Annotated in this window: 25 protein-coding genes; 20 read left to right on the forward strand and 5 right to left on the reverse strand. The window is 66.5% G+C overall.

Going from position 1 to position 24,629, the window contains the following annotated elements:
- Positions 1-60: 60 nt before the first annotated feature.
- From QOL68_RS11510 to QOL68_RS11520, 3 genes are read left to right on the forward strand one after another with little or no spacing between them, the layout of a single operon-like run.
- Entirely contained in the window at positions 61-861 is an 801-nt protein-coding gene (locus QOL68_RS11510) for an ImuA family protein (RefSeq protein ID WP_282949363.1), read from the forward strand.
- Positions 752-2,302, forward strand: coding sequence for a Y-family DNA polymerase (locus tag QOL68_RS11515; RefSeq protein ID WP_282949362.1), 1,551 nt, complete (start codon positions 752-754; stop codon positions 2,300-2,302). The genes QOL68_RS11510 and QOL68_RS11515 overlap by 110 nt, the downstream gene beginning before the upstream one ends.
- Positions 2,299-5,586: an error-prone DNA polymerase gene (locus QOL68_RS11520; RefSeq protein ID WP_282949361.1), complete on the forward strand. Its 3,288-nt coding sequence runs from the start codon at positions 2,299-2,301 to the stop codon at positions 5,584-5,586. The genes QOL68_RS11515 and QOL68_RS11520 overlap by 4 nt, the downstream gene beginning before the upstream one ends.
- 231 nt (positions 5,587-5,817) lie before the next feature.
- On the opposite strand, the gene QOL68_RS11525 is transcribed toward QOL68_RS11520, so the two are convergent.
- On the reverse strand, positions 5,818-6,639 hold the full coding sequence (locus QOL68_RS11525; protein ID WP_058456370.1) for a flagellin N-terminal helical domain-containing protein: 822 nt from the start codon (positions 6,637-6,639) through the stop codon (positions 5,818-5,820).
- 247 nt (positions 6,640-6,886) lie between these two features.
- Between QOL68_RS11525 and fliE the strand changes: the two genes are divergently transcribed.
- The 17 genes from fliE to QOL68_RS11610 are packed head-to-tail and all read left to right on the forward strand — an operon-like array spanning position 6,887 to position 20,598.
- Positions 6,887-7,231 carry a flagellar hook-basal body complex protein FliE gene (gene fliE, locus QOL68_RS11530; protein ID WP_058456371.1) on the forward strand — a complete coding sequence of 115 codons (345 nt, stop codon included), beginning with the start codon at positions 6,887-6,889 and terminating at the stop codon, positions 7,229-7,231.
- 3 nt (positions 7,232-7,234) lie between these two features.
- Positions 7,235-8,896, forward strand: coding sequence for a flagellar basal-body MS-ring/collar protein FliF (gene fliF, locus QOL68_RS11535; protein ID WP_282949360.1), 1,662 nt, complete (start codon positions 7,235-7,237; stop codon positions 8,894-8,896).
- Positions 8,889-9,926 (forward strand): flagellar motor switch protein FliG, encoded by a 1,038-nt coding sequence (locus QOL68_RS11540; RefSeq protein ID WP_282949359.1) that lies wholly within the window; start codon positions 8,889-8,891, stop codon positions 9,924-9,926. The genes fliF and QOL68_RS11540 overlap by 8 nt, the downstream gene beginning before the upstream one ends.
- Positions 9,919-10,521, forward strand: coding sequence for a FliH/SctL family protein (locus tag QOL68_RS11545; RefSeq protein WP_058456374.1), 603 nt, complete (start codon positions 9,919-9,921; stop codon positions 10,519-10,521). The genes QOL68_RS11540 and QOL68_RS11545 overlap by 8 nt, the downstream gene beginning before the upstream one ends.
- Complete coding sequence (locus tag QOL68_RS11550) at positions 10,518-11,849, forward strand: FliI/YscN family ATPase (RefSeq protein ID WP_058456375.1); 1,332 nt, start codon at positions 10,518-10,520, stop codon at positions 11,847-11,849. The genes QOL68_RS11545 and QOL68_RS11550 overlap by 4 nt, the downstream gene beginning before the upstream one ends.
- The gene (locus QOL68_RS11555) at positions 11,846-12,289 is read left to right on the forward strand and encodes a hypothetical protein (RefSeq protein ID WP_282949358.1); all 444 of its coding nucleotides are present in this window, start codon (positions 11,846-11,848) and stop codon (positions 12,287-12,289) included. Before QOL68_RS11550 ends, QOL68_RS11555 begins: the two co-directional genes overlap by 4 nt.
- Entirely contained in the window at positions 12,289-13,614 is a 1,326-nt protein-coding gene (locus QOL68_RS11560; protein ID WP_283404305.1) for a flagellar hook-length control protein FliK, read from the forward strand. Before QOL68_RS11555 ends, QOL68_RS11560 begins: the two co-directional genes overlap by 1 nt.
- A 17-nt stretch (positions 13,615-13,631) precedes the next feature.
- Positions 13,632-14,249, forward strand: coding sequence for a flagellar basal body-associated FliL family protein (locus QOL68_RS11565; RefSeq protein WP_282949356.1), 618 nt, complete (start codon positions 13,632-13,634; stop codon positions 14,247-14,249).
- Positions 14,246-15,160, forward strand: a complete 915-nt coding sequence (locus tag QOL68_RS11570; protein WP_204992154.1) for a FliM/FliN family flagellar motor switch protein — start codon at positions 14,246-14,248, stop codon at positions 15,158-15,160. Before QOL68_RS11565 ends, QOL68_RS11570 begins: the two co-directional genes overlap by 4 nt.
- Entirely contained in the window at positions 15,153-15,485 is a 333-nt protein-coding gene (gene fliN / locus QOL68_RS11575; protein WP_058456577.1) for a flagellar motor switch protein FliN, read from the forward strand. The genes QOL68_RS11570 and fliN overlap by 8 nt, the downstream gene beginning before the upstream one ends.
- Positions 15,485-15,766: a flagellar biosynthetic protein FliO gene (locus QOL68_RS11580; RefSeq protein WP_058456576.1), complete on the forward strand. Its 282-nt coding sequence runs from the start codon at positions 15,485-15,487 to the stop codon at positions 15,764-15,766. Before fliN ends, QOL68_RS11580 begins: the two co-directional genes overlap by 1 nt.
- Positions 15,756-16,556 carry a flagellar type III secretion system pore protein FliP gene (gene fliP / locus QOL68_RS11585; protein WP_058456575.1) on the forward strand — a complete coding sequence of 267 codons (801 nt, stop codon included), beginning with the start codon at positions 15,756-15,758 and terminating at the stop codon, positions 16,554-16,556. The genes QOL68_RS11580 and fliP overlap by 11 nt, the downstream gene beginning before the upstream one ends.
- A 3-nt stretch (positions 16,557-16,559) precedes the next feature.
- Positions 16,560-16,829 (forward strand): flagellar biosynthetic protein FliQ, encoded by a 270-nt coding sequence (locus tag QOL68_RS11590; protein WP_282949355.1) that lies wholly within the window; start codon positions 16,560-16,562, stop codon positions 16,827-16,829.
- A 9-nt stretch (positions 16,830-16,838) separates the two neighbouring features.
- Positions 16,839-17,621 (forward strand): flagellar biosynthetic protein FliR, encoded by a 783-nt coding sequence (gene fliR, locus QOL68_RS11595; protein ID WP_282949354.1) that lies wholly within the window; start codon positions 16,839-16,841, stop codon positions 17,619-17,621.
- A 3-nt stretch (positions 17,622-17,624) separates the two neighbouring features.
- Entirely contained in the window at positions 17,625-18,764 is a 1,140-nt protein-coding gene (gene flhB, locus QOL68_RS11600) for a flagellar type III secretion system protein FlhB (RefSeq protein WP_282949353.1), read from the forward strand.
- 59 nt (positions 18,765-18,823) lie between these two features.
- Entirely contained in the window at positions 18,824-20,194 is a 1,371-nt protein-coding gene (gene fliD, locus QOL68_RS11605; protein WP_282949352.1) for a flagellar filament capping protein FliD, read from the forward strand.
- 8 nt (positions 20,195-20,202) lie between these two features.
- Complete coding sequence (locus QOL68_RS11610; protein ID WP_058456590.1) at positions 20,203-20,598, forward strand: flagellar export chaperone FliS; 396 nt, start codon at positions 20,203-20,205, stop codon at positions 20,596-20,598.
- Positions 20,599-20,727: 129 nt separating this feature from the next.
- On the opposite strand, the gene QOL68_RS11615 is transcribed toward QOL68_RS11610, so the two are convergent.
- From QOL68_RS11615 to QOL68_RS11630, 4 genes are all read right to left on the reverse strand, one after another.
- Positions 20,728-21,792: a sigma-54 interaction domain-containing protein gene (locus tag QOL68_RS11615; protein ID WP_282949351.1), complete on the reverse strand. Its 1,065-nt coding sequence runs from the start codon at positions 21,790-21,792 to the stop codon at positions 20,728-20,730.
- A 181-nt stretch (positions 21,793-21,973) separates the two neighbouring features.
- A complete protein-coding gene (locus tag QOL68_RS11620) occupies positions 21,974-22,831 on the reverse strand; it encodes a flagellar motor protein MotB (protein WP_058456570.1) in 858 nt (285 codons plus the stop codon).
- Positions 22,831-23,694 (reverse strand): flagellar motor stator protein MotA, encoded by an 864-nt coding sequence (gene motA, locus QOL68_RS11625; RefSeq protein ID WP_204992149.1) that lies wholly within the window; start codon positions 23,692-23,694, stop codon positions 22,831-22,833. The genes QOL68_RS11620 and motA overlap by 1 nt, the downstream gene beginning before the upstream one ends.
- 91 nt (positions 23,695-23,785) lie before the next feature.
- Positions 23,786-24,616: a flagellin N-terminal helical domain-containing protein gene (locus tag QOL68_RS11630; RefSeq protein WP_204992148.1), complete on the reverse strand. Its 831-nt coding sequence runs from the start codon at positions 24,614-24,616 to the stop codon at positions 23,786-23,788.
- Positions 24,617-24,629: the final 13 nt, after the last annotated feature.

The raw sequence follows: 24,629 nt of genomic DNA on the forward strand, positions 1-24,629 counted from the left end.
GTTGAGTCAACTTGACAATCGCCCCCGCTCGCGCGCTAATAGAACAAATCAGGAACATATATGCACGAGTCGTCCCAATCTCTCGCCGGGTTGCGCAAGCATATCGCCCGGCTGGCCGCCGATGGTGGCCAGACAAGCCGCCCGGCCGAAGGCTGGTTGGCGAGCGGACATGCGGGCTTCGACGCCGCGCTGGGGGGCGGGCTTGCCATCGGGCGGACCCATGAATTTTTCGCCGCCGACGCGCTCGACGGGACGAGCGCCGCGGCCTTCGCTGCGCTGCTCGCGCTGCGTACCCCGGGCACGACGCCGCTGATCTGGCTGCGCACCGCTGATGCCGGAGGGCGCGCCGGGCATATTTACGCCCCCGGAATCGCCGAACTCGGCGGCGACCCCGACCGGCTGCTGCTCGTCGAAACCCCCGACCCCAAGATGCTGCTCGCCTGCGCCAACGATGCGATCCGCTGCACCGGATCGGCGGCGGTGATCGTCGAAAGCTGGGGCAAATTCCCCTTGCTCGACCTCACCGCAGGCCGCCGCCTCGCGCTCGGCGCACGCGACGCCGGGACGACGTTGCTGATGCTACGCCTCAATGCGGTCCCGGTTCCGAGCGTCGCCGAGACGCGGTGGAGCGTCGCCGCGGCGGCGTCCCGCGAACTTGAGGCCAATGCGCCGGGGGCACCCGCCTTCGACCTCGAACTGTTGCGCTGGCGCGGCGGCCCTGCGGGCGGCCGCTGGCGACTGGACTGGAACCATGACGACAAAAGTTTCGGGCACAGCCTCGGGGAGCCGACGCTATCTGGCGCTCTTCTTCCCGTACCTGCCCGCCGAGCGGCTCTGTCGCACGGCGCAGCAGCCGCCTGACGCCCCGCTGGTTTTCACCGAGAAGATACGCGGCGCGCTGCGCATCGCGAGCGTGGACGCGCAAGCGCAGGCGGTCGGACTCGCCGTCGGCATGCCGCTTGCGGACGCGCGCGCGCGGGTTCCCGAGCTGATCGCCGTCCAGCACGACCCGGTCGCCGACCACGCCTGGCTCGACCGGCTCGCCTTGGGATGCAACCGCTACACGCCGCTCGTCGCGCTCGACGCTCCCGACGGGCTGATCCTCGACATCGCAGGCGCCGAGCATCTGGCAGGTGGCGAGGCGAGCCTGATCGCCGATGCCGAAATGCGTCTGTCGCGGCTCGGCATGAGCGTCCGCCACGCGTTCGGCCCGACCGCCGACGCGGCGCGTGCGCTCGCCCGCTACCAGACGCGCCCTGCCCCGGACGAAGCCAGCGCGGTCCGCCGACTGCCCGTGCTCGCGCTCGAACTCGGGCCCGAGGCGACGACAGCACTCGTTCGCGCGGGACTGAAGACGATCGGCGACCTCGCGAGCCGCCCGATGGCGAATATCGCCGCGCGTTTCGGCGCCGGCGCCGCGATGGCGCTCCGCCGTATCCTCGGCGACGCGCCGAGCCCGCTCGACCCGCGCATCGCGCCGCCCCCGGTCGCGGTCGAACGCCGCTTCGCCGAACCGATCGGCAGCACGGCGCATGCGACCAAGGTGCTGGCCGAACTCGCGAACGAAGCGATCAAGGAGTTGCTCGATCGCGGCAAAGGCGGCCGCCATTTCCGTGCGACCTTCTTCCGGAGCGACGGGCTGGCGCGCGGCATCGATATCGAGACCGGCCACGCGACGCGCGACACGCGCCTCGTCATGCGGCTGTTTGCCGAGCGGATGGACGGGCTTGCCGACCCGCTCGACCCCGGCTTCGGCTTCGACATGATCCGCCTCACGGTGCCGCGGCTCGACCCGCTCGGCGCCACGCAGCTGAAACTCGAAGGCGGCGAAGTCCGTGAAGCGGCGATGGACGAGCTCGTCGACCGGATGACGACGCGGCTCGGGCGCGGGCGTGTCAAAAAATTGATAGCTGCCGACACGCATATCCCCGAACAGGCGCAGCTCGCGCTTCCCGCGATCGACGCGCCGCCGCCGCTGCCCTGGCAGATGCCCGAACCCGGCGAGCCGCCGACGCGCCCTTTCCACCTGTTCGACCCGCCGCAGCCGATCGAGGTGATCGCCGAGGTTCCCGACGGCCCGCCGCAGCGCTTCCGCTGGCGCCGCGCCTTTCACGCGATACGCCGGTATGAAGGCCCCGAACGCATCGCCGCCGAATGGTGGCGCCGCCGCGACAATGGTGGGCTGACACGCGACTATTACCGCGTCGAGGACGTCCACGGCCGCCGCTACTGGCTCTTCCGCCACGGCCTGTACGACGAGAAGCCCGACCCGCGCTGGTATATCCATGGGGTCTTCGCATGAGCGACGAGTCCGCTGATCCTGGTTTCGCCGAACTGGTCGCCGCGACCAACTACAGCTTCCTGCGCGGGGCGTCGCATCCCGCCGAGATGGTGGCCGAGGCGATCGCGCTCGGCATGACCGGCATCGGCATCGCCGATCGGAATAGTGTGGCCGGGGTGGTGCGGGCATGGGCTTTTCTGAAAGAGCTGCGGGTCAAAAATCCCGGGGCAGTAGAGGGCTTCCGGCTCGTGGTCGGTGCAAGGCTCGTCTTCGCCGACGGCACGCCCGACATCGTCGCCTATCCCGTCAGCCGCCACGGCTGGGGCCGACTGACCCGCCTTCTGTCGATCGGCAATCTGCGCACGCAAAAGGGCAGCTGCATTCTCGAACTGGGCGACCTGCTCGACCATTGCGAGGATCTGCTACTGATCGCGATGGAGGGGGATGAGGAATTGCTTCGCACCCTCAAACGCAAACGGCCGAAATCGGTCTGGCTGGCCGCCACAATGCCGCTGTCGGGTGCCGACACTCGGCGCTTGGCCGAACTCCAACGCTTATCGGCAGCGACAAATGTCCCGCTGCTCGCCACCAATGACGCCTTTTATGCGACATCCGCCCAACGCCCGCTTCACGACATCATCACCTGTATCCGGGAAGGCGTGACCCTTCAGAAGGCCGGCAAGCGACTCCGCGCCAATGGCGAGCGCCATTTGAAAGCGCCTGCCGAAATGAAGCGACTGTTCGCACAAAGCCCGAAGGCGATTGATGCCAGCACCAAGCTGCTCGCCCGCATCAATTTCGACCTCGAAGATTTGCGCTACGAATATCCGCACGAGCCGGTGCCGCCGGGCTGGAAGCCGTTCAACTATCTCCACCATCTGGTGAAGACAGCCGCGGAGAAACGCTATGGCGCACCGCTGAAGCCCAAAATCCGCAAGATGATCGGCAACGAACTCCGTCTGATCCGACGGCGGAATTATGTCTATTATTTTCTGACCGTTTACGATCTCGTCCGCTTCGCACGCGCGCAGGAGCCGCCGATCCTGTGTCAGGGGCGCGGATCGGCCGCCAATTCGATCGTCTGTTTTCTGCTCGGCGTCACCTCGGTCGATCCGGACGAGCACAAGCTGCTCTTCTCCCGCTTCGTCTCGGCCGAGCGGGACGAACCTCCCGACATCGATGTCGATTTCGAACATGAGCGGCGCGAGGAGGTCATCCAGTATATTTACGACCGCTACACGCGCGACCGCGCGGCGATCGCCGCAACCGTCATCCACTATCGCCCGCGCAGCACGATCCGCGAGGTCGGCAAGGCGCTCGGGCTCAGCGAAGATGTCACTGCGCGGCTCGCCGACACGAGTTGGGGAAGCTGGGGGGACGAGGTGCCCGTCGAGCGGCTGGTCGAAGCAGGGCTTAACCCGCACAATGGCGAAATCGAGCGCCTGCACCGCTTTGTAAGCGAACTGCTGAAAGCACCGCGCCACCTGTCGCAGCATGTCGGCGGCTTCGTCCTCACCGAAGGTCGGCTCGATGAGCTGGTCCCGATCCATAATGCCGCGATGGAAGACCGAACCTTCATCGAATGGGACAAGAACGACATCGACGCATTGGGACTGATGAAGGTCGACGTTCTCGCGCTCGGTATGCTGACCTGCATCCGCAAATGCTACGACCTGATGCGCGAGCATGGGCTGGGCGATCACACGCTGGAGCTCGACATCGATTCCAAGGATCCGGCCGTTTACGACATGCTGTGCAAGGGCGACAGCATCGGCGTCTTTCAGGTCGAGAGCCGCGCGCAAATCAATATGCTCCCGCGTCTGCGGCCCCGGAAGCTCTATGATCTGGTCGTGCAGGTTGCGATCGTCCGTCCCGGACCGATCGAGGGCGATATGGTGCATCCCTATCTGCGCCGCCGGAACGGGGAGGAGGAGGTCGAATATCCCTCGCCGGCGCCGCCGCACGATCCGAACGAGCTTAAGGAGGTGCTGGGTCATACTTTTGGCGTGCCACTCTTTCAGGAGCAGGCGATGAATCTGGCGATCACCGCCGCCGGTTTTACGCCCGAAGAGGCCAATGGACTGCGGCGCGCGATGGCGACCTTTCGCAATGTCGGCACGATCGACAATTTCCGCGACAAGATGGTCGGCGGCATGGTCGCGCGCGGATACAAGCAGGATTTCGCCGAACGCTGCTTCAAACAGATCGAGGGTTTCGGCAGCTATGGCTTTCCCGAAAGCCATGCCCAGTCCTTCGCACGGCTCGTCTATGTCTCGTCATGGATCAAACATTACCACCCTGCCGTCTTCGCCTGCGGCATCCTCAATTCGCAACCGATGGGTTTCTACGCCCCCGCGCAGCTTGTGCGCGACGCGCGCGACCACGGCGTCGAGGTGCGCGCGGTCGATGCCAACGCCAGCGGTTGGGACAATAGTCTCGAACGGCGCGATGATGGCAGCCTCGCTCTCCGGCTCGGTTTCCGGCAGGTCGACGGGTTTCGCGAGGAGTGGGCGAAGGCGATCGCCGATGCGCGCGCCACCTCGGCTTTCACTTCGGTCGAGGAACTCGCGCGCCGCGCCAACCTGCCCTCGCGCGCGCTGCGCCTCATCGCCGATGCCGATGCGTGCCGGTCGATGGGGCTCGACCGACGGCCGGCGCTGTGGGATGCGCGGCGCGTGCGGCAGGGGGTGCTGCCGCTGTTCGGCGCCGCCGAGGCGAATGAACTGGGCTTCGAGGAAGACGCACAGCTGCCGCCGACCCCGATGGTCGAGCATGTGCTCACCGATTACCAGACGACGCGGCTGTCGCTGAAAGGCCATCCGATGGCGTTCCTGCGCGCCGACCTCGCGCGCGAGGGCATATTGAGCGCTACCGAGGTCGCGGCGGCCAAGAACGGGGCGATCGTCCGCACCGCAGGCGTGGTGCTGGTCCGCCAGCGGCCGGGCAAAGGCAATGCGATCTTCATCACGCTCGAGGACGAGGGCGGGATCGTCAACATATTGCTGTGGGCGCGCCATTTCGAACGCTATCGCCGCGCGGTGATGGCGTCGCGGCTGATGCTCGCCGAGGGCGAAGTGCAGCGAAGCAAGGAGGGTGTCATCCACCTGATGGCAACGCGGATCGTCGACCGGACGGCGATGCTCGACGCGCTCGACAGCGACCGGCGCTTCGAACCCGAGGTCTGCCGTGCCGACGAGGTCAAGCATCCGCAAGTGCCGCGCGGACGGTCCGAAGGCGACTATGCGCAGCGCCACGGCCATCCGCGCAATGTGCGTATCCTGCCCAAGTCGCGGGATTTCCATTGAAGAGCTTTGTCCCGGCTGACGCCGGGAACGGTTCCAGCCCGCTCCCCCTCCCAGCCTCCCATAGGATACGATGTCGGGAGGCTGGGAGGGGGAGCGGGCTGGAACCGCGCCTGTTTCGGTCACGCCGAAACAGAATACAAAGATGCCCCGGCTGTGGGGAGCCGGGGCATCGGATCAGGCCAATAAAGGGACCAACCAAAGTTGGCCTGAACTGTTTGCGATGGTTATCTTTTAGCCGCGGAGCAGGTTCATCACGCCCTGCGCGCTCTGGTTCGCCTGCGCGAGCATCGCGGTCGACGCCTGCGACAGGATCTGGGCAGCGGCCAGCTTGGTCGATTCCGCCGAGAAGTCGGTGTCTTCGATGCGCGAGCGCGATTCGTCGAGGTTGGTGACGCGGGCCGACAGATTGTCGACGGCCGCGGTCAGGCGGTTCTGCTGCGCACCGAGGTTGGCGCGTTCGCCGGCGACCGTGGTGATCGCGGTGTCGAGCGTCGCCAGCGCGCCGGTGGCACCCGCCGCAGTCGCAACCGACAGAGCGTTGACGCCGAGCGTCGTGGCGGTGAGGTTGCCGATCGTGATGTTCACGACTTCGGTCGAGTTGATGCCGGTCTGGATGTCGAAGCCGGCGGCGACGCTGCCGTCGAGCAGCTTGTTGCCGTTGAAGGTCGTCTGCGTCGTGATATCGCCGATCTGCGAGATCAGCGCCGTGACTTCCTTCTGTACCAGCGCGCGGTCGGCGTCGGCCAGCGTGCCGTTCGAGGCCTGCATGGCCAGTTCACGCATACGGACGAGGATGTCCGAAATGCTGGCGGCGCCGCTGTCGGCGGTCTGAGCGAGCGAAATACCGTCGTTCGCGTTACGGATCGCCTGCGTGAAGCCCTTCGAAGCGGCGTTCATGCGGGTTGCGACGGCGAGGCCGGCGGCATCGTCCTTCGCGCTGTTGATGCGCTTGCCCGACGACAGGCGTTCCATCGCCTGCGACTGCATGCGCTCGGCAACACGCGAGCTGTTCTGGGCGCGGAGCGCGCTCACATTGGTGTTGATGACAGTCATGTTGTTCCTTTCCGGCCTCGATGGCCATTCCCGTGATGTGAGGGCTCGAGGAGCGGTCACGGATGCAGTAACGGCGGGCGGCGGCGGCGATTAAGCCGGCGTGTCAAAAAAATGCCGAAGGCAGCGTTAAGCCTGATCCGCATTCATTCATCCCGCTGGAAAAGCGCCATAAAATTTTTTGGCACGCGCTTTGCATTACTCTTTGGGCGTGCGGTCGACCGCTGCGCACCAGGACGGATGAAAGCTTATGAGCACGATTGACCCGAGCCGGCTGTTGCAGATGCGCAGCACGATTCTCAATCAGAACCAGGCGCTGCAGCGCGCCGCGGGCCGCGGTGCCGCGGACGGCATCGAGGGCGGCGTCGGGGGAACCCCCGATTTCGGCGCCGCCATCAGCAACGCCCTGCAACAGGTCAACAACCAGCAGGCAAAGGCCAGCGAACTCAGCGAAGCCTATGAGCGCGGCGACACGCACGACATCGTCAGCGTGATGATCGAGCGCCAGAAGGCCTCGCTGGGCTTCGAGACCACGTTGCAGGTCCGCAACAAGCTGCTCTCCGCCTATCGCGACATCATGAACATGCCGGTATAATCCATGGCCGATACCCAGACCCTCGTCCCCGTCGATCCCACCCCGAACCGCCTGCCGGTACCCGGCATGGGCGGCCGCTTCGCGCCGGTGCAGGACTTCGTCCGCCAGCCCGCCGTCCAGCGCGCGCTGCCGATGATCGCGACCAGCGCCGCCATCGGGATCGCCGCGCTCGCCTATTTCATGACAACCACCGCCCCGCAGGCGCAGCTCTTCGCGGGGCTCGACGACAGCGACAAGGCGGCCGTCGCCGATGCGCTGCAGACGCAGGGGATTGCGCACGCGATCGACCCGACCACCGGATCGCTGACCGTCGACGCCGACAAGCTCTATCAGGCGCGCATCGCCCTCGCCGGCCAGGGCCTGCCCAAGGCGCAGCCGAGCGGCGACAGCCTGATCGCTTCGCTGCCGATGGGATCGAGCCGCGCGATCGAGGGCGAAACGCTGCGCTCGGCGCGCGAGGCGGACCTCTCGCGCACGATCGAGACGATCGACGCGGTCAAGGTCGCGCGCGTTCATATCGCCGCCGCCGAACCCAGCCTCTTCGTCCGCGAGGACAAGCCCGCGACCGCATCGGTGATGCTGACGCTGCAGAACGGCCGCTCGCTTTCGGACGGGCAGGTCCAGGCGATCCGTTTCCTCGTCGCGTCGTCGGTTCCCGGAATGAACGCCGACGAGGTGCAGGTGATCGACCAGCGCGGGTCGCTGCTGAGCGACGGCGTGTCGAACGCCGACATGAAAACCTTCCAGCTCCAGACGCAGATGGAGGAGCGCTTCCGCCGCGCGCTCGACACTTTGCTCGGGCCCATGCTCGGCGCCGGCAACTATAGCGTCGAGGTCCACGCCGATGTCGACATGTCGGAAAGCCAGGCGACGCGCGAAAGCTTTCCCAAGGACGACCGGGCACTGACCAGCGAACAGGTCACGCGCACCGTCAGCGGCGAAGGCAATGCGCCCGCCGTCGGCATTCCCGGCGCACTGTCGAACCAGCCGCCGCAGGCGTCGACCGTCACCGACACCGCGCCGCTGCCCTCGGCACCGGGCGCCCCGGCTCCGACGCAAACGAACAGCAACGAGAATGCGACCCGCGCCTATGAGGTCGGCCGCGAGATTTCGGTCACGCACCAGCCGCAGGGCCAGCTTCGCCGCGTTTCGGTCGCGGTCGCGCTCAACCAGGGCAAGAAGGCGCTGACCCAGGCCGACATCGCGAAAATCGATGCGCTGGTGAAGGGCGCGGTCGGTTATGACGCGACGCGCGGCGACCAGGTCGCGATCAGCCAGCGTCCCTTCGCCACGGTCGAGGACGCGGCCCCCGCTTTCTACGACGCCCCCTGGTTCCTGCCGCTGCTGAAGCAGGTCGGCGCGGTGCTCGCCGCGATCCTCGCCTTCTTCTTCATCGGCCGGCCGATGATCAAGGCGGCGAAACAGCGCGCCGTCCAGCGCGCCGAGCGCGAGACCCAGCTCGAAGAGACGCTGCTGGCGGTCGCCGACAATCAGGCGACGCGCGCCGCGAGCCAGCGTCCGAGCAACGAGATCACGCTCGAGATGATCGAGGCGGCGCCGAGCTATGAGGCGCGCGCCAACCTCGTCCGTGCCTTTGTCCGTCAGGACTCGGCGCGCGCCGCGCTCGTCGTCCGCCAGCTGATGCAGGAGGGTGCCCGTGGCTGACGAAATCGACACCCTCGACACCCCCGTCAGCGCCAAGCCGACGATCGAGGGCGCCTCGGCCGCCGCGATTTTGCTGATGCTGCTCGACGAAAGCGAAGCAGCAACGATCCTCAAGCATCTCGACGCCGACGAGGTTCGCCAGCTCGCGCGCTCGATGTTCGACTCGGCGAATGCCAGCGAAACGCAGATCGACCTCGCACTCAGCCATTTCGTGTCGGAAAGCCGCAACGTCAGCGCGCTCGCCGTCGGCGCCGACACGCGCATCCGCACCGTGATCCACGAAGCGGTCGGCAACGTCCGCGCCGACAACATCCTCGCCGCCGTCGCGCCGCAGTCGAGCGCCGCGTCGCTCGAAATGCTGCGCTGGATGGACGTCGATGCGATCAGCGCTCTGCTCGCCAACGAACATCCGCAGGTCGGCGCGCTGATCCTGTCGGTGCTCGTTCCCGATGTCGCGGCGCGCGCGATCGAGACCCTCGACGAGGCGCTGCAGTCCGAACTGGTCCTGCGCGCGGCGCAACTCACCGCAGTTCCCGCCGCCGCGATCGAAGATCTCGAATCGGTCCTCGCCGCCGCCAATGTCAGCGGCCAGCGCGTCGCGAAGCAGCCGATCGGCGGCCCGAGCGACGTCGCGAAGATCATGAAGAAGATGCCGAAGCAGCTCAGCGAACGTACGATCCGCGCGCTCAAGAAGCAGGACAAGCTGCTCGCCCAGATCATCGAAGAGGAAATGTTCATCTTCGAAAACCTGCGCGACCTCGACGCCAAGAGCCTCGGGACCGTGCTCCGTTCGGTCGACGCGGCGCAGCTCGCGATCGCTCTCAAGGGCACCGACGCCGATATGGTCGACCGCTGCCTCGCCACCATGTCGAAGCGCGCGTCGGAAACGATCCGCGACGAAATGGCGGAGATGACGATGGTCAAGCGCGTCGACGTCGACGAGGCGCAGAAGGCGATCATGCAGGTCGTGCGCCAGATGGCGTCATCGGGCGAGATCATGATCGCGGGCGCCGGAGACGATTATGTCTGACCGCGCCGCCGAAACCACCGCCATCTCGCTGGCCGCCGTCATGGCACAGAGCCGCGGCTTCCGCCCGATGCAATTCGGCATGGCGCGCGCGGCCGAGATCGTGCCGGTCGAACGCTTCGATGCCGAAGGAGCCCCCGCCGACGATCCGTTCGCGCTCGGCCTGGCCGAGGGCCAGCGCCTCGCCGAAGCGGGCTTTGCGATCGAACGCGACCATCTGCTCGCACTCGTCGCCGGCGCCGAGGCGCTGCAGGACGAACCGAGCGAGGAGCTTGCACAGCTCATCGCCGAAACGGTCGAGCGGCTCGTCCGCCAGATCGTCGAAAGCGCGCCGATCGACGGCGACTGGCTCCGCAACCAGGCCGAAACCGCCGCCGCGATGGTCGCCGAAGCCGACAAGGCGCGCACCCTGTGGGTCAATCCCGCCGATGCCGCGCTGCTGATGGACGCGCCGATCGCTCTGCCGATCGAAGCCGATCCGTCGATGACGCGCGGCACCGTGCGCATCGAAACCTCGGCCGGCTGGATCGAACATGGCCGCGCCGTCTATTTGAACGAATTGCGCGCCGCGCTCGGCAGCGACGGACCCGCCGCATGACGCGCCGCCTCGCCATGACCGCGCAGCAGCTTCTGACGCCCGTCGAACTCGGCGACGCGAGCCCGCGCCGCATCGGCACGCTCGTCGCGCACGAAGGCATCATGCTCGAAGTGTCGGGTTTCCCTCAGCCGCTCGGCAGCAATGTTCGCATCAAGTCGGCGAACAATGACTATGTCTATGGCGAGGTCGTCGGCTTTCGCGGTCACCGCAGCCTCGTCCTTCCCTTCGACACCAACATGCCGCTCGTCACCGGCGCGCCGGTCGAGCCGCACGGCGCCTCCTCGATGGTCACAGTCGGCAAGGCGCTGCTCGGCCGCATTATCGATGCGCAGGGCAATCCGCTCGACGGCCGCCCGCCGGTCAAGTCGCATTTCCAGTGGCCGCTCGCCGGCCGCAAGGTCAATCCGCTGCGCCGCGGCCGCGTGACCAGACCGCTCAACATGGGCGTGCGCGCGATCAACGGACTGCTCACCGTCGGCGAAGGCCAGCGCGTCGCGATCATCGCGGGCTCGGGCGTCGGCAAGTCGGTGCTGATGGGCCAGATGATCGCGGGTACCGAATGCGACGTGATCGTCGTCGGCCTGATCGGCGAGCGCAGCCGCGAAGTCAGCGACTTCGTCGAAACCAAGCTGCCGCCCGCGGTCCGCAAGAAGTCGGTCGTCGTCGCGGTTCCCGCCGACCATCCGCCGCTGCTGCGCCTCCGCGCCGCAATGCGCGCAACCGCGATTGCCGAAAGCTTCCGCGCCGACGGCAAGAAGGTGCTGCTGCTGATCGACAGCCTGACCCGCGTCGCGCACGCGCAGCGCGAGATCGGCCTGACGCTCGGCGAACCGCCGACGATGAAGGGCTATCCGCCCTCGACCTTCGCGCTGATCCCCTCGCTCGTCGAGCGCGCGGGTAACGACAATGCGACCGGCGGCTCGATCACCGCGCTCTACACCGTCCTTGCCGACGGTGGCGACATCGACGACCCGGTTGTCGACTCGGCGCGCGCGATCGTCGATGGTCACATCATCCTGTCGCGCCAGCTCGCCGAACAGGGCGTCTATCCCGCGATCGACGTCGCCCGGTCGCTGTCGCGCACGATGGCCGATTCGGTCGATCCCGACCATGCGCTCGCCGCCGCCCGCTTTCGCCAGCTCTGGTCGGCGTATGAAGAGAATCGCGATCTGATGCTGATGGGCGCTTATGTCGCCGGCGCCGATCCGGTGCTCGACGAAGCGATCGCGCGCCGCGCCGACCAACTCGCCTTCGTATGCCAGGCCGCCAGCGGCCAGATCGATTTTGCCTCCTCCCGCCAAGCCCTGATTGAAGGATTTTCTGCATGAACGCCCGCACCGCACGCCGCAAACGTATCATCCGCGTGCGCACCGTCGAACATCAGATGGCGGAAGCCAATCTCGCGCGCGCTACCGGCGAGCTCGCGAGCCTCGTCGAACTGTCGAAGCGTCTCGAAACGCTGCGCGCCGACCTCGCGATGGCCAAGGGCGAAGTCGCGGGCCGCGCCCTCAACACGATTGGAGAGCTCGGGATGCGGCTCGACATGGCGAAGGAAAATCTCGTCGCGCCGCTCGTCAATGCGAGCAGCCGCCGCGACCAGGCCGGAGCCATGGCGCAGAACGCGATGGTGAAGGAAGAATCGGCGGTTCGCCTCTACGAGCGCAGCCGCCTGTCCGACGTGCGTGAGCAGGAACGCCGCACCGACGCGAACCGCCCGCATCGCCGCCGCGCGATGAGCCTGCGCCTGCTCGACGGCGGTGCGGCATGATGGCCTCGCTTCCCCAGACCCCGGCGCACCACGGCCTCGCCTCGATCCTCGCCGCGCTCGGCGCCGCCGCGCCCGCGAACGAGAGCGGCGTCGATGGCGGTTTCGGCCAACTTCTCGCGAATATGCCGACCGCGACATCGGCCGCACCGGTCGCCGCCAATCTCTTCGGCGCCCAGACTCCCGTTGAGTCCGGCGCCCCGGCCGCGCTGCCGGTCTTCGTCGTATCTGCCGACGCCGACAGGTTGCCCACCCCCGCAACGACCCCCGCAACGCCCGCCGCTCCGCCCGCGGCGGCGCTGTTCGGGCTGCCGCAACTCGTCGTCGATGCGCCGGTCGACGCCGCGCTTCCGGACCAGCCGGCCGTCAAGGTTCCGACGGCAGCGACGGCCGAGGCGGCTTCCACCGCCGATGCCGCTGCAGCGGCCGCCAGCCTGTTGATCGCCGTCGCCACGCCGGTCAAGGCGGCGACCCCCGCGAACGACAAGGTCGCGCCGACCGCGCAGAAAGAAACCGACGCGTCCGTCGATGGCGCAGCAGAGACCGCCACGCCCGCTCCGGTCCTTCCTCCGATCGCTGTGACCGTCGAAACGCTGCCGGTCGCCAACGTGATCGCCGCCTCGATGCCGACAGCGGGCAAGCCGATCGCAGAAAAGGTTTCGAAGCCCGCCGCGCCTGCCGCAGCCTCGCGCCCGGCGGACCCGGTGCTGCCGGCGGCTGCAGGCAAGCCCGCCGAGACCGCGCCGACCCAGCTCACGACCGCCATCACCGTCGACCCCAAGGCCGCCAAGCCGGTGATCGATGCCGGCGCCTCGATGACCGTGCTCTTCGCCCAGCCCGACCTGCAGGGGGCCACGCCGCTGACCGAGGCCGCGAAGGCCGCGCCGGTCGCCGAGCGCGTGCTCGACACCGCCAGCGACGACCAATGGATCGCGCAGCTCGCCGCCGACATCGCAGCGACCAAATCCGACAAGGGCGAACTCAGCTTCCGCCTGATGCCGCGCCATCTCGGCCGCCTCGATGTGTCGATGCTGGCGGGCGACGAGGGCGTCACGCTGCGCCTCGACACGCAGCATGAAGCGACCGCGACGATCGTACAGACCGCACAGCCGCGCCTCGTCGAGGATCTGCGCCAGCAGGGCGTGCGCGTCGCCGAAGCGCAAGTGACGCACACCCCGGCCGAAGCCGGGCGCCAGCAGATGCAGCAGCACCAGGGTCAGGGCCGCGGCCCCGCCCCTGATGCGAGCCACCTCATCGAAACCGCCGCCGAGCGGCACGACAGCGAAACCGACGAACGCACCGCGGGCCACCGCGGCCGCTTTGCCTGACCAGGAAGGACCTGACCATGAGCAAGGAAAAAGCCCCTGAGGGCGCCGAACCCAAAAAGGGCGGCAAGATGAAAAAACTGCTGATGCTTGGCATCGGCGGCACCGCGCTGATCAGCGCGGGCGCAGGCGCCGGCATCTATCTGGGCGGCGGCCTTGGCGGCCATGAAGCGAAGCCCGAGGATCATTATCCGAAGCTTGTCGTGCGCACCGAGGGCGAGGAAGCCGCCGCTGCCGAAGGCGAAGAGGGCAAGGAGCCCGCGCCGAAGGTCGGCACCGTCTCGGTCCCGAACGACCGCTTCAAGGTCGATCCGCGCAAATATGAGATCACCTATTACCCGATGACCGATGCCTTCACGACCAACCTCGCCGACGGCTCGGGCTTCCTGCAGGTCGGGATCAGCCTGTCGACCTTCTACGACGGCAAGGTGATCAGCAACATCAAGCGCCAGCAGGTGCCGATCCGTTCGGCGGTACTGATGGTGCTAGCCGAACAGGATCCTGCCCTGCTCTCGACCTCGCAGGGCAAGCAGCAGCTCCAGCGCCAGCTGACCAATGCGATCAACGACGTCCTTCGCGACAAGGAAGGCTTTGGCGGGATCGACAATGTCTATTTCACGAGCCTGGTGATCCAGTGAGCCTCGAACCGAAACCCATCGACACCTCGGCGAAGCTGGCGGCCGACGCAAAGGCATCGCTGCTCCTGCGCAAGGCAGAGGACAGCTATGCCTTCCCGGTGCTCGACAGCGTCGGCAACCAGTTCGCGCGTAGCTTGCGCGATCTTGTCCGTGCGCTGGGCGCGCCGACGGTCAATGTCGAACGCGCCCCCGCGGTGCAGATGCGGTTCGCCGACTGGTGTCAGGAAGTTTCGCCGGGCCTGTTCTGGCGCTATCACGCCCCGCCCCTCAAAGGTCCGGTGCTGCTCGCCGCGACGCGCCCGCTCGTCCTCCAGCTCGTCGATATCTTCTATGGCGGCAAGGGGCAGCTCGGCAGCGAACGCGAAGAACTGACCGACGCCGAAGAGCGTTTCGCCGCGCGCCTCGGCCGCGACATGGGGATGCAGCTCGCCGCGGCGTGGAAGGCCGGGATCGAACCCGAACTCGACTGCGTCACCAGCGATCCTGCAAAGCTTGCGGCGGTCCGGGCCGACGACGAGTTGCTCGTCCAGCGCTTCACGCTCCGCGGCGGGGTTTTCGAGGGCCGCACCATTCTCTGCGCCTATCCGCAGGCCGCGCTGCGCGGAATCGCCGGTGCCGACCCTCTGCCCGAGATGCGCGATGCGCCCGCGATCGACCCCGAATGGACCGCGACTCTCAACAAGGCTCTCAAGACCGTGCGTCTTCCGGTCCGTTCGGTGCTCGCGCGCCCCGAGATTCCGCTCGTAAAATTATTGTCGCTCGAGGTCGGCGATATCATTCCGTTAACCATTCCGCGCAATGTTCCGGTAACCGTCGCCGGTCGCAGTTTCGCGTCCGGCAGCATCGGGGAAGCCAATGGGAATGCTGCCATCATGATTGAGACTATCGAAAAGGGATCGGACCATGACTGACATGAGCGAAGCCCCCGGCCGCACCGACCGTCGCGACAGCCGGACGATCGCCGGCGCGCCCAATTTCGACCTGCTCGCGGGCGTCTCGCTGCGCGTCTCGGTCGAGGTCGGATCGACCTCGATGACGCTTGCCGAACTGCTCGCGCTTTCCGACGGCAGCGTCGTCGAACTCGACCGCGCCGCGAACGAACTCCTCGACATCTATGCCAACGGCACGCTGATCGCGAAGGGCGAAATCGTCAGCGTCGACGGTCGATACGGCATTCAGGTCGCCGAACTCGTCGCGCCCGACCGCGGCATCGCGGGCTTCGAGCGGAGAGGCTGATGTTCGAGTATATTCTTCGGCTGCTCATCCTGCTGCCACTCGTCGGCGGCATGGCGTGGGGCAGCCTGTGGCTCTGGAAACGCGTCCAGATGGGCGTGCCGTTGACGCCCGGCGGCGCCAAGCAGGCGCGGCCGGTCGAAATGATCGGCGTGCTGCCGCTCGGCCCCGGCACCAAGCTCGCGGTCGTCGAATTCGCCGGACAGCAGATTCTACTCGCGGTCTCGCGCGGCAATGTCACCCGCCTCGCCGACAACAGCCAGGGCGACTTCCATGTCGGCTAAGACGCCCGTCAAGGGATTGACGCCGCGTGCCCGCTGGCTGCGCCGTGCCGCGATTGCGGGCGGCATCGCGTTGCTCGCGACGGCCGCGCCTGCGCTCGCGCAAGAAGCCGAGGCGAGCGGACTGACCCGCGCGGTCAACGAAATCGGCGGCAACGGTCGTCCGCTGTCGCTGTCGCTGCAAATCCTCGTCTTGATGAGCCTGCTGACGGTGCTGCCGTCGCTGCTCCTGATGATGACCAGCTTCACCCGCATCATCATCGTGCTGTCGATCCTGCGCCACGCGCTCGGGCTCCAGCAGACGCCGCCGAACCAGGTGCTCGTCGGCCTCAGCCTTTTCCTGTCGCTGTTCGTGATGCAGCCGGTGATCAGCGAGGTGAACCGCGTCGCGATCGAGCCCTATGGCCAGGAGCAGATCGATATCGGCACTGCCGTCACCCGCTCGGGCGACGCGCTCCACGGGTTCATGATGACGCAGACGCGCAAGTCCGACCTGATGATGTTCGCGAAGATCGCCAAGGCGCCGACCTATGCGAGCCCGAAGGACGTGCCCTTCTCGATCCTGCTGCCCGCCTTCGTCACCAGCGAGCTCAAGACCGCCTTCCAGATCGGCTTCCTGATCTTCCTGCCTTTCCTCGTGATCGACCTGATCGTCGCCTCGGCGCTGATGTCGCTGGGCATGATGATGCTGTCGCCGACAGTCATCTCGATGCCCTTCAAGCTGTTGCTCTTCGTCCTCGTCGACGGCTGGGCGCTGACGATGGGTTCGCTCGCCTCCTCTTTCGGGACATAGCCGGTGGAAGCCGATTATTTCGTCGGACTTGCGCAGCAATCCCTTTGGATACTCGCGCTCGCCTCGGCGCCGATCCTGATCCCGATCCTCGTCGTCGGCGTGCTGCTCGGCATGGTGCAAGCAGCGACCTCGATCAACGAACAGACGTTGAGCTTCGTGCCCAAGCTGATCGTCACTGCGATCTGCCTCGCGATCTTCGGCAGCAGCATCCTCGTGCTGCTCACCGATTTCACCCGCGACCTGTTCGCGGAGATCCCGAATCTGGTCCGCTAGGGCCGCGCGATGGTCCCGGCCGAAATCCCGAATGTCGAAGCGATGCTCCAGCTCTGGATGCTGGGGATGATCCGCCCCGGTGCGGCCTTCATCGCCGCGCCGGTGTTCGGCGCCGCCAATGTGCCAGTGCAGCTTCGCCTCGTCATCGCGCTCGCGGTCGGGGTTCCCGCCGTCGCCGCGTCGGGGATAACGCTGCCACCCGACGGTATCGTCTCGGTCCCCGGCTTCCTGATGATCATCGGCGAGGTCGTGATCGGCCTCGCGATCGGTTTCGTGCTTCAGATGGGCCTCGCCGCCGCGCTGCTCGCGGGCGAAACGATCAGCAACACGATGGGCCTCGGCTTCGCATCGATGGTCGATCCGCTGAGCGGCACGTCGAGCAGCGTCGTCGGGCAATTTCTCTCGATGCTCGCGACCGCGCTCTTCCTCGCTGCCGACGGGCATCTGCTGCTGATCCAGATCATCGTCGACAGCTATAATGCGCTGCCCCCCGGCAATGCCTTTCCGTCCTTCTCCGCGATCGGCGGACTGCTGCGCTTTGCGAGCCTGATGTTCGCCGCGGGGCTGACGATCGCGCTGCCGGTCGGCTTCGTGCTCGTGCTCGTCCAGATGATCATGGGCGTGATCGGACGGTCCGCCCCCGCGATGAACCTTTTCGCGGTCGGCCTGCCCGCGACTTTGCTCGCCGGCGTCATCCTGCTCGGGATCGCGACCCCGGCGATGGCCGAGGCGATCGCCCGTTTCCTGTCGGACGCGCTCGACATGGCGCGCGTCCTCGCCGCGGGGCGCTGAGCCATGACAGGCACGACCGAACGCGACCAGAAGACCGAACAACCAACCGCCAAGAAGCTCGCCGATTCGGCGCGCGAAGGCGATGTGCTGATGTCGAAGGAGCTTGCGACCGCGCTGATGATGCTCGCGGGCGCCGGCTGGCTGTTCGCCGCGGGCGGCTGGCTCGTCCAATCGGCGGGCGAGCTGTTGAAGCGGGGGCTGACGCTGGGCGCCGACGATGTCGCGCATTTCGCGCCCGGCGAGGCGCTGATGCGCGATGGCGTCGAGATCCTGTTGCCGCTTTCGAGCCTCTTCGCGCTCGCGCTCGTCGCGAGTGTCGCCGCCCCGGCGATGCTCGGTTCGCTCGGTTGGCGTGGCAAGGCGATCGCCTTCAAGGGCAACCGGATGAACCCGCTTTCGGGAATCAAGCGCATCTTCGGTCCGCAAGGCCTGATCGAACTGGTCAAATCGCTCGCCAAGGTGCTGCTGCTCGGCACGATCGGCTATTGGCTCGTCGCGAACAGCCTGCCTGCGATCATGTCGATGGCGCAGGCCGACCTCAATGGCGCGATCGGGCTGGCGGGCAAGTCGGTCGGCCATGCGATGCTCGCAATGGCGGGCGGCCTCGTCGTCATCGCACTGATCGACGTCCCCGCGCAATGGTATCAGCGCAACCGCCGCCTGATGATGAGCAAGCAGGAGGTGAAGCAGGAGATGCGCGAATCCGACGGCGCTCCCGAGCTCAAGCAGGCGCAGCGCCAGCGGCAGCACGAAATCCTGAGCGGGTCGGCGCGCAAGGCGGTGGCCGAAGCGACCGTCGTCCTTACCAACCCGACCCATTTCTCGGTCGCGCTCCGCTACCGGCCCGGCCAGGATGCCGCGCCGGTGGTGGTCGCGCGCGGCCGCGGCGACGTCGCGCTGTCGATCCGCGAACTGGCGCGCGGCGCCCGTGTGCCAATCCTCGAATATCCGGCGCTGACCCGCGCGATCTACTTCACCGCACGCGCCGGGCGGGCAATCCCCGAGGAATTGTTCGTCGCGGTCGCGACCGTCCTCGCCTTCGTCTTCCAGCTCGAACGCGCGGTCGCCGAAGGGCTCTCGAAGCCATCGGTCGACGTGCCGCCGTCGCACCGCTTCGACCCCGAAGGCCGCCGACAAAATTGATCCTTCGGCGCTTAAGACACCGGAATCCCGGCCGTTAAGAAGCTCGAAGGATATTCGTCATGGTTACATCGATCGCCTCTTCGCTCGGCGCCGGGTCGGGAATTGACATCGCAAAGCTGGTCAGCGACCTGTCGTCGGCATCGCGCGAGCCGAAGGTCGCGCGTCTAGGCGGCCTGATCACCGCCAACACGGCGCGGATCAGCGCGGTATCGCAGGCGCGGTCGGATCTTGTCGGTTTCGCCGATTCGCTCGAACAGATGATCGCCGACGGGTCGCTGCGGAGCAAGCCGACAGTGTCGGACGAAAGCGTCCTCGCCGCCACCGCCCGCGCGGGCCTGCAAGCCGACAAATTCGCCGCAACGATTGTCGTCAACAGCCTTGCCCGCGCCCAGAGCAGCTATTCGGGCGTCGTCGCCGACAAGACGGCGGCGATCGGCACCGGCACGATGACCCTGACCGCGGGCGGCGTCGCAAAGACGATCACCGTCGGCGCGTCGAACAACAGCCTCGAGGGGCTCGCCACCGCGATCAACGCCAGCGGCGCCGGCGTGACCGCGTCGATCATCTCCGACCAGGGCGGCAGCCGCCTGATCCTGAAAGGCGCGACGGGCGCCGCCAACGCCTTCACGCTCACCGCCGACGGCGGCGCCGATCCGGGGCTTGGCGCCTTTGCGACCAATGGCGGCCTCTCGGTCGGCCAGACCGCCGCGAACGCCGAATTCACGCTCGACGGCGTCGCCTTCAGCCGCGCGTCGAACACGATCGACGACGTCGTGCCCGGCATATCGTTGACGCTCAAGAAAGCCGCTCCCGGTCAACCGGTCGACCTTGGGGCGAGCCGCCCGCTCGATCTGATCAAGCAGACCGTTGGCGACTTCGTCGACGTCTATAACCAGCTCAAGAAAAGCCTGCAGGCGGCGTCGAAACTATCGGGGGCAACGACGGGCCTGCGCGAGCTCGAACGCGAACTCAATACGCTCGTCACCAAGGTGCTCACCAGCCATGGCAGCATCAACCAGCTCTCCGACATCGGCGTCTCGACCACGAAAGACGGGACGCTGACGCTCGACAAGGTCAAGCTCGACGCGGTGCTGGCGTCCGACGCCGGCGCGGTCGAGGGGTTGTTCAATCCCCTTCGCGACGGCACGCACAATCCGGTCAGCGACCCGGGCATAGCGGGCGCGCTCGACGCAATCCGCGACAAGGCGGTGGCGACCGACGGCGCGATCGGCCGGCTCGAGAAATCGCTGGCCGACAAGGGCACGTCGCTGTCCAAGGAACTCGAAAAGGTCGAGACGCGCGAAGCGGCGTACAAGGCACGGCTCGAGAAGCAATATTCGCAGCTCGACGTCAAGCTGAACGCCTTCAAGGCGACGCAGGCCTATCTCGAGCAGCAGATCAAGCTGTGGTCCAATTCCAATAACGATTGATGGTACCGATGACGACCGCCACCGCCTCGACCGTCCGCGCGACCGGACTCTATCGCCGCCTGCAGAACGAAAGCCGGGCAAATGCGGCGGACCCGATCGAACTGGTGACCATGCTCTATGACGAGCTGGAGACGGCGGTGGGCGTACTCGCGGCGATGGTGCGCCAGGGGCAGCGCGTGTCGGCGACCGAGCCCGCGCACCGCGCCCGCGCGATCCTGATCGGCCTCGACGTCGGGCTCGATCACGAGAATGGCGGCGACGTCGCCGAGGCACTCGCCCGCGTCTATCGCAGTATGCGGCGCAAGCTCGACAATGCAGTCGCCGCGAACGATGCCGAAGAGCTCGACGAGCTGCTCAAGGGCATCGTAACCGTCAGCTCGGCCTGGCGTCAGCTGCGCCAGTAATTTCTCACGACCCTGAAAAGGGTTCGGCACCGGCCGCTTCCCTGCTGCCGCCAAAGGTGGGGACAGGCGTCAGAGGGAGGAGTGCGGCCGGTGCCGAATTCAGCGGCGCCGAAACTGGTGGGGTAGTTATCAGGCGGCCTGCTGCTGAACTCCATATTTGCGCATCTTCTCGATCAGCGTCGTGCGCTTCAGGGTCAGGAGGCGCGCGGCCTCCGAGATGATGCCGTCGGCGAGGTCGAGCGCATTGTGGATCTGTTCGAGCTCGATGCTTTCGATTTCGCGCTTAAGGTCGATCGGGCGGCCCGGAGCCGGCGTTTTGGCGAAGGGCATCGGTGCCGACTGTTCGTCGCCGCTGGTTGCGGTGACGGGAGCGGCGGGACGCGGCGCGAAAGCCGCGGTCGGGTTCAACAGGATGGCGACATCGTCGGCGCCGAGCGTTTCGCCGCCATAGAGCACGCTGGCGCGCTCGACGAAGTTCCTGAGTTCGCGGACATTGCCCGGCCAGCGATGCTGCATCAGCACCGCGAGCGCGGCGTCATCATAGCGGCATTTGGTTTCGCCGGGCATGTTGCGCTGGAAATGGCGGATCAGCGCCGGAATGTCCTCAACCCGCGCCGCGAGGCTCGGAACCTGCAGGACAACGACGCCGAGGCGGAAGAAAAGATCCTCCCGGAAGCGGCCGTCTGCAATCGCGGTGCCCATATCCTGGTGGGTCGCCGAAATGACGCGGACGTCGACCTTCTTCATCTCGCTGCTGCCGACGCGGACGATCGTCCGGTCTTCGAGCACGCGGAGAAGTTTGACCTGCATGTCGAAGCGCATGTCGCCGATTTCGTCGAGGAAGAGCGTACCGCCCTCGCTGGCTTCGAAATGCCCGATGCGGCGAGCGTGAGCGCCGGTGAAGCTGCCCTTTTCATGCCCGAACAGCTCGGATTCGATGAGGTCGGCGGGAATGGCGCCGCAGTTGATCGCCGAGAAGGCCCTGCCCGAACGGACGCCTTCATCGTGGATCGCGCGGGCGACCAGTTCCTTGCCCGAGCCCGAGGGGCCGCAGAGCATGACCGATGCATTGGAGCGGGCGACCCGCCGGATCATTTCGCGAAGCTGGACCACCGCCGGGCTGTGCCCGATGATCAGCGCCTCAAGCGCCGAGCGATCCTCCCCATTCTGTCCAACAGTCTGCCCCACGGTCATTTTCGTCTCCACCGCGCCCCCCATTCGGCGCCCTCTTGATGGAGACAGAAATTGAGGAAAATGGTAAACGAATGATTATCCAGATTAACACAAGTCATTGAAAATAAAGCATTATTGCCATATTGGTAGCAATGTCAGCGCAATTTGGATGTTTACGAATTTCAATGCTGCCAGATTGGCTCTATTTCTCGTCCCCGACCCGCCAGCCGAGGGTGATCGAGATGCGACGGTTGCGCGGATCGAGCCGGTCGACAGGGTTATAGGGCTCGCGATCGGCGACGCCTTCGATGCGTGCGTAGCGGCTGCCGTCGACCCCCCGATACTCCAGGAAGTTGCGAACCACCTCGGCGCGGTCAACCGACAGGCGCCAGTTGTTCATGCCCGTTTTCGCCGACCAGGGCGCGGCATCGGTATGGCCGCGGATCATCACCCGGTTCGGGGTCTCGGCAATCGGCTTGGCGATCTCGCTGAACAGCTTCGCGCCGGCGGGCGTCAACTGGCTGGTGCCCATTGCGAACATCGAGAAGTCGGCATCGTCGACGACGTCGATACGCATCCCCTCGGTCGTCACGGTGAAGCGCAGGTTGCGCGCAAGACGCTTGAGCTCGCCCTTCTTCTGGACGCGCTCCATCATCGATTTCGCGACCTGCGCGAATTTTTCCTTTTCGCGCTCGCGCCCCGCCGCTTCCTTCGGGCCGCCGACCGCGTCCTTGGGGATGGTCAGCGAGCGCGTGCCCGTCTGGCCCGCGCGGTGCGGATAGCGGTCGGCCGAGACGATCGAATCGCCGCCGAACAGGCTTGCGCCGCCGGCGCTCTCCTGCTTGGTCTTGACGATCGTCGGCGCGAAATAGTCGGCGAGCGCCTTGCGCTGCTTCTCGGTCGTCGCGCCGAGCAGCCACATCAGCAGGAAGAAGGCCATCATCGCGGTCACGAAGTCGGCATAGGCGACCTTCCACGCGCCGCCGTGATGGCCGCCATGGCTTTCCTCGATCACCTTCTTGACGATGATCGGCCGGACGAGGTTGGGACGCGCAGCCACTACCGCCCTCGCATTCCGTCGAAGACTTCGGCAAAGCTCGGCTGGTTATGGTGATCGACACCCGAGCGCGCCGCCTCGATCACCAGCGGCTGCGGATGGCCGTGGAGCGACGCGATGATGAGCTGCTTCACCGTGTGGTAGATGGCGGCGTCGCTTTCGATCACCGCCTTGGCGCGGTTCGCGAACGGGCCGACAAGACCATAGGCCAAGAGCACGCCGAGGAAGGTGCCGACGAGCGCCGATCCGATCATGCCGCCGAGGATCGCCGGCGGCTTGTCGATCGAACCCATCGTCTTCACAACGCCAAGCACCGCGGCGACGATGCCGAGCGCTGGCAGCGCGTCGGCGAGGCCCTGCAGCCCTTCGGCGGGCTTCAGCGCATGGTGGCGATGGCTCTTCAGCGCATTGTCCATGACATCCTCGACCGCGTGCGGATCGAGCGTACCCGACGACACGACGACGAGGCGCAGCGTGTCGCAGATCAGATGGACGAGCGTGTCGTCCTTCAAAAGCCTGGGATACTGCTGGAAGAGCGGCGAAGACTTGGGATCCTCGATGTGCGGCTCGACCGCGACCGGCCCCTCGGTCCGCATCATCTTCATGAGCGTCGAGACGAGCAGGATGACGTCGAGATAGTCCTGCTTCTTGTATTTCGGGCCCTTGAACACAGCACCAAGACCGCCGCCGAGCGCTTTCAGCTCGGCACCCGAATTGCCGATGATCAGCGAGCCGACCGCGGCACCGCCGATGATGAGCATTTCGTGGGGTAGTGCGTGCATGACCGGGCCGAGGTTGCCGCCCGTCAACGCAAAGCCCCCGAAGACCAGCAGGATCAGTACGACGATGCCGACGACGGGAAACATGCGCGCTCAACTCCGTTCGGGCTGGCAGCCCGGAAAATTCAGGGGACGTCTATTAAGCTTAACGGCAGCCGGCCGGAGAAATTGAGACCGCTCAGTTCAAAAGATCGAACATTGTCTGCCGGTTGATCTTGGCGAAGGCGGCCTGCGCGGCGCTGAGCGTCAGATCCTGGGCGTTGAGAAGCGCGATCGCGCTCTCGAGATCGGTGTCCTCGACCGACTTGCGTTCGTCCGCGATCTCGATCCCCCGCGCCGCAAGCCCTTCGCCGATCCGTTCGAGCCGCCCGGCGGCGAGGCCGATGACGGCATTCTGGTTGGCGACATGATCGATTGCGGCGGTCAGCGTGTCGAGACCGGCGGTCATCGCGGGCTTGTTCCCGGCTCCGACCGCGGTCGCGACGTCGCGAAGGCTGGTCGACAGGCTGTTGCCGCCGATGACGAAGACATCGGCTGCCGACGGCACCGCCGCGAAGCTGACGTCCGAATCGAACCGGATGACGCGCGCGTTCCCGGAGGCGAACAGCGGTTCGCCGTTCGAATCGCGCGTTGCCGCCAGCCCGTCGATTTCGTCGGCGATCGCGTTCAGCTCGGCGGCGATCGTCGCGCGGTCGGCGGGCGCCAGCGTGTCGGTCGAGGCCGAAAGCGTCAATTCGCGCGCACGCGTCAAAAGGCCGCTGACCGACTGGAGCACGCCGTCGGCCTGCGCGGTCTGCGCTTCGGCCGATTTGATATTCGCCGCCCAGCTCGCCATGCTCGCCTGCGTCGTGCCGATCGTCTGGATGCGGCGCGCGGCGACGGGATCGTCGGACATGCGCTGGAGCCGCTTGCCGGTCGAGATCTGGATCTGCGTCCGTTCGAGCGCCTCGGCGAGCTTGCCCTGGCGGGCGATCTCGCGGGTCATCTTGTTGCCAACCGCGTTAATCATCTTGTCCGCCCCC

Origin of the sequence: Sphingopyxis sp. Geo25 (genome assembly GCF_949769135.1) — a bacterium.
GTDB lineage: Bacteria > Pseudomonadota > Alphaproteobacteria > Sphingomonadales > Sphingomonadaceae > Sphingopyxis.

Excerpts from the sequence above, each read along its gene's own strand:
- QOL68_RS11510 (WP_282949363.1), top strand. The coding sequence starts at position 61 with ATGCACGAGTCGTCCCAATCTCTCGCCGGGTTGCGCAAGCATATCGCC.
- QOL68_RS11515 (WP_282949362.1), top strand. The coding sequence starts at position 752 with ATGACGACAAAAGTTTCGGGCACAGCCTCGGGGAGCCGACGCTATCTG.
- QOL68_RS11520 (WP_282949361.1), top strand. The coding sequence starts at position 2,299 with ATGAGCGACGAGTCCGCTGATCCTGGTTTCGCCGAACTGGTCGCCGCG.
- QOL68_RS11525 (WP_058456370.1), bottom strand. The coding sequence starts at position 6,639 with ATGACTGTCATCAACACCAATGTGAGCGCGCTCCGCGCCCAGAACAGC.
- fliE (WP_058456371.1), top strand. The coding sequence starts at position 6,887 with ATGAGCACGATTGACCCGAGCCGGCTGTTGCAGATGCGCAGCACGATT.
- fliF (WP_282949360.1), top strand. The coding sequence starts at position 7,235 with ATGGCCGATACCCAGACCCTCGTCCCCGTCGATCCCACCCCGAACCGC.
- QOL68_RS11545 (WP_058456374.1), top strand. The coding sequence starts at position 9,919 with ATGTCTGACCGCGCCGCCGAAACCACCGCCATCTCGCTGGCCGCCGTC.
- QOL68_RS11550 (WP_058456375.1), top strand. The coding sequence starts at position 10,518 with ATGACGCGCCGCCTCGCCATGACCGCGCAGCAGCTTCTGACGCCCGTC.
- QOL68_RS11555 (WP_282949358.1), top strand. The coding sequence starts at position 11,846 with ATGAACGCCCGCACCGCACGCCGCAAACGTATCATCCGCGTGCGCACC.
- QOL68_RS11560 (WP_283404305.1), top strand. The coding sequence starts at position 12,289 with ATGGCCTCGCTTCCCCAGACCCCGGCGCACCACGGCCTCGCCTCGATC.
- QOL68_RS11565 (WP_282949356.1), top strand. The coding sequence starts at position 13,632 with ATGAGCAAGGAAAAAGCCCCTGAGGGCGCCGAACCCAAAAAGGGCGGC.
- fliN (WP_058456577.1), top strand. The coding sequence starts at position 15,153 with ATGACTGACATGAGCGAAGCCCCCGGCCGCACCGACCGTCGCGACAGC.
- QOL68_RS11580 (WP_058456576.1), top strand. The coding sequence starts at position 15,485 with ATGTTCGAGTATATTCTTCGGCTGCTCATCCTGCTGCCACTCGTCGGC.
- fliP (WP_058456575.1), top strand. The coding sequence starts at position 15,756 with ATGTCGGCTAAGACGCCCGTCAAGGGATTGACGCCGCGTGCCCGCTGG.
- fliR (WP_282949354.1), top strand. The coding sequence starts at position 16,839 with ATGGTCCCGGCCGAAATCCCGAATGTCGAAGCGATGCTCCAGCTCTGG.
- flhB (WP_282949353.1), top strand. The coding sequence starts at position 17,625 with ATGACAGGCACGACCGAACGCGACCAGAAGACCGAACAACCAACCGCC.
- fliD (WP_282949352.1), top strand. The coding sequence starts at position 18,824 with ATGGTTACATCGATCGCCTCTTCGCTCGGCGCCGGGTCGGGAATTGAC.
- QOL68_RS11610 (WP_058456590.1), top strand. The coding sequence starts at position 20,203 with ATGACGACCGCCACCGCCTCGACCGTCCGCGCGACCGGACTCTATCGC.
- QOL68_RS11615 (WP_282949351.1), bottom strand. The coding sequence starts at position 21,792 with ATGACCGTGGGGCAGACTGTTGGACAGAATGGGGAGGATCGCTCGGCG.
- motA (WP_204992149.1), bottom strand. The coding sequence starts at position 23,694 with ATGTTTCCCGTCGTCGGCATCGTCGTACTGATCCTGCTGGTCTTCGGG.
- QOL68_RS11630 (WP_204992148.1), bottom strand. The coding sequence starts at position 24,616 with ATGATTAACGCGGTTGGCAACAAGATGACCCGCGAGATCGCCCGCCAG.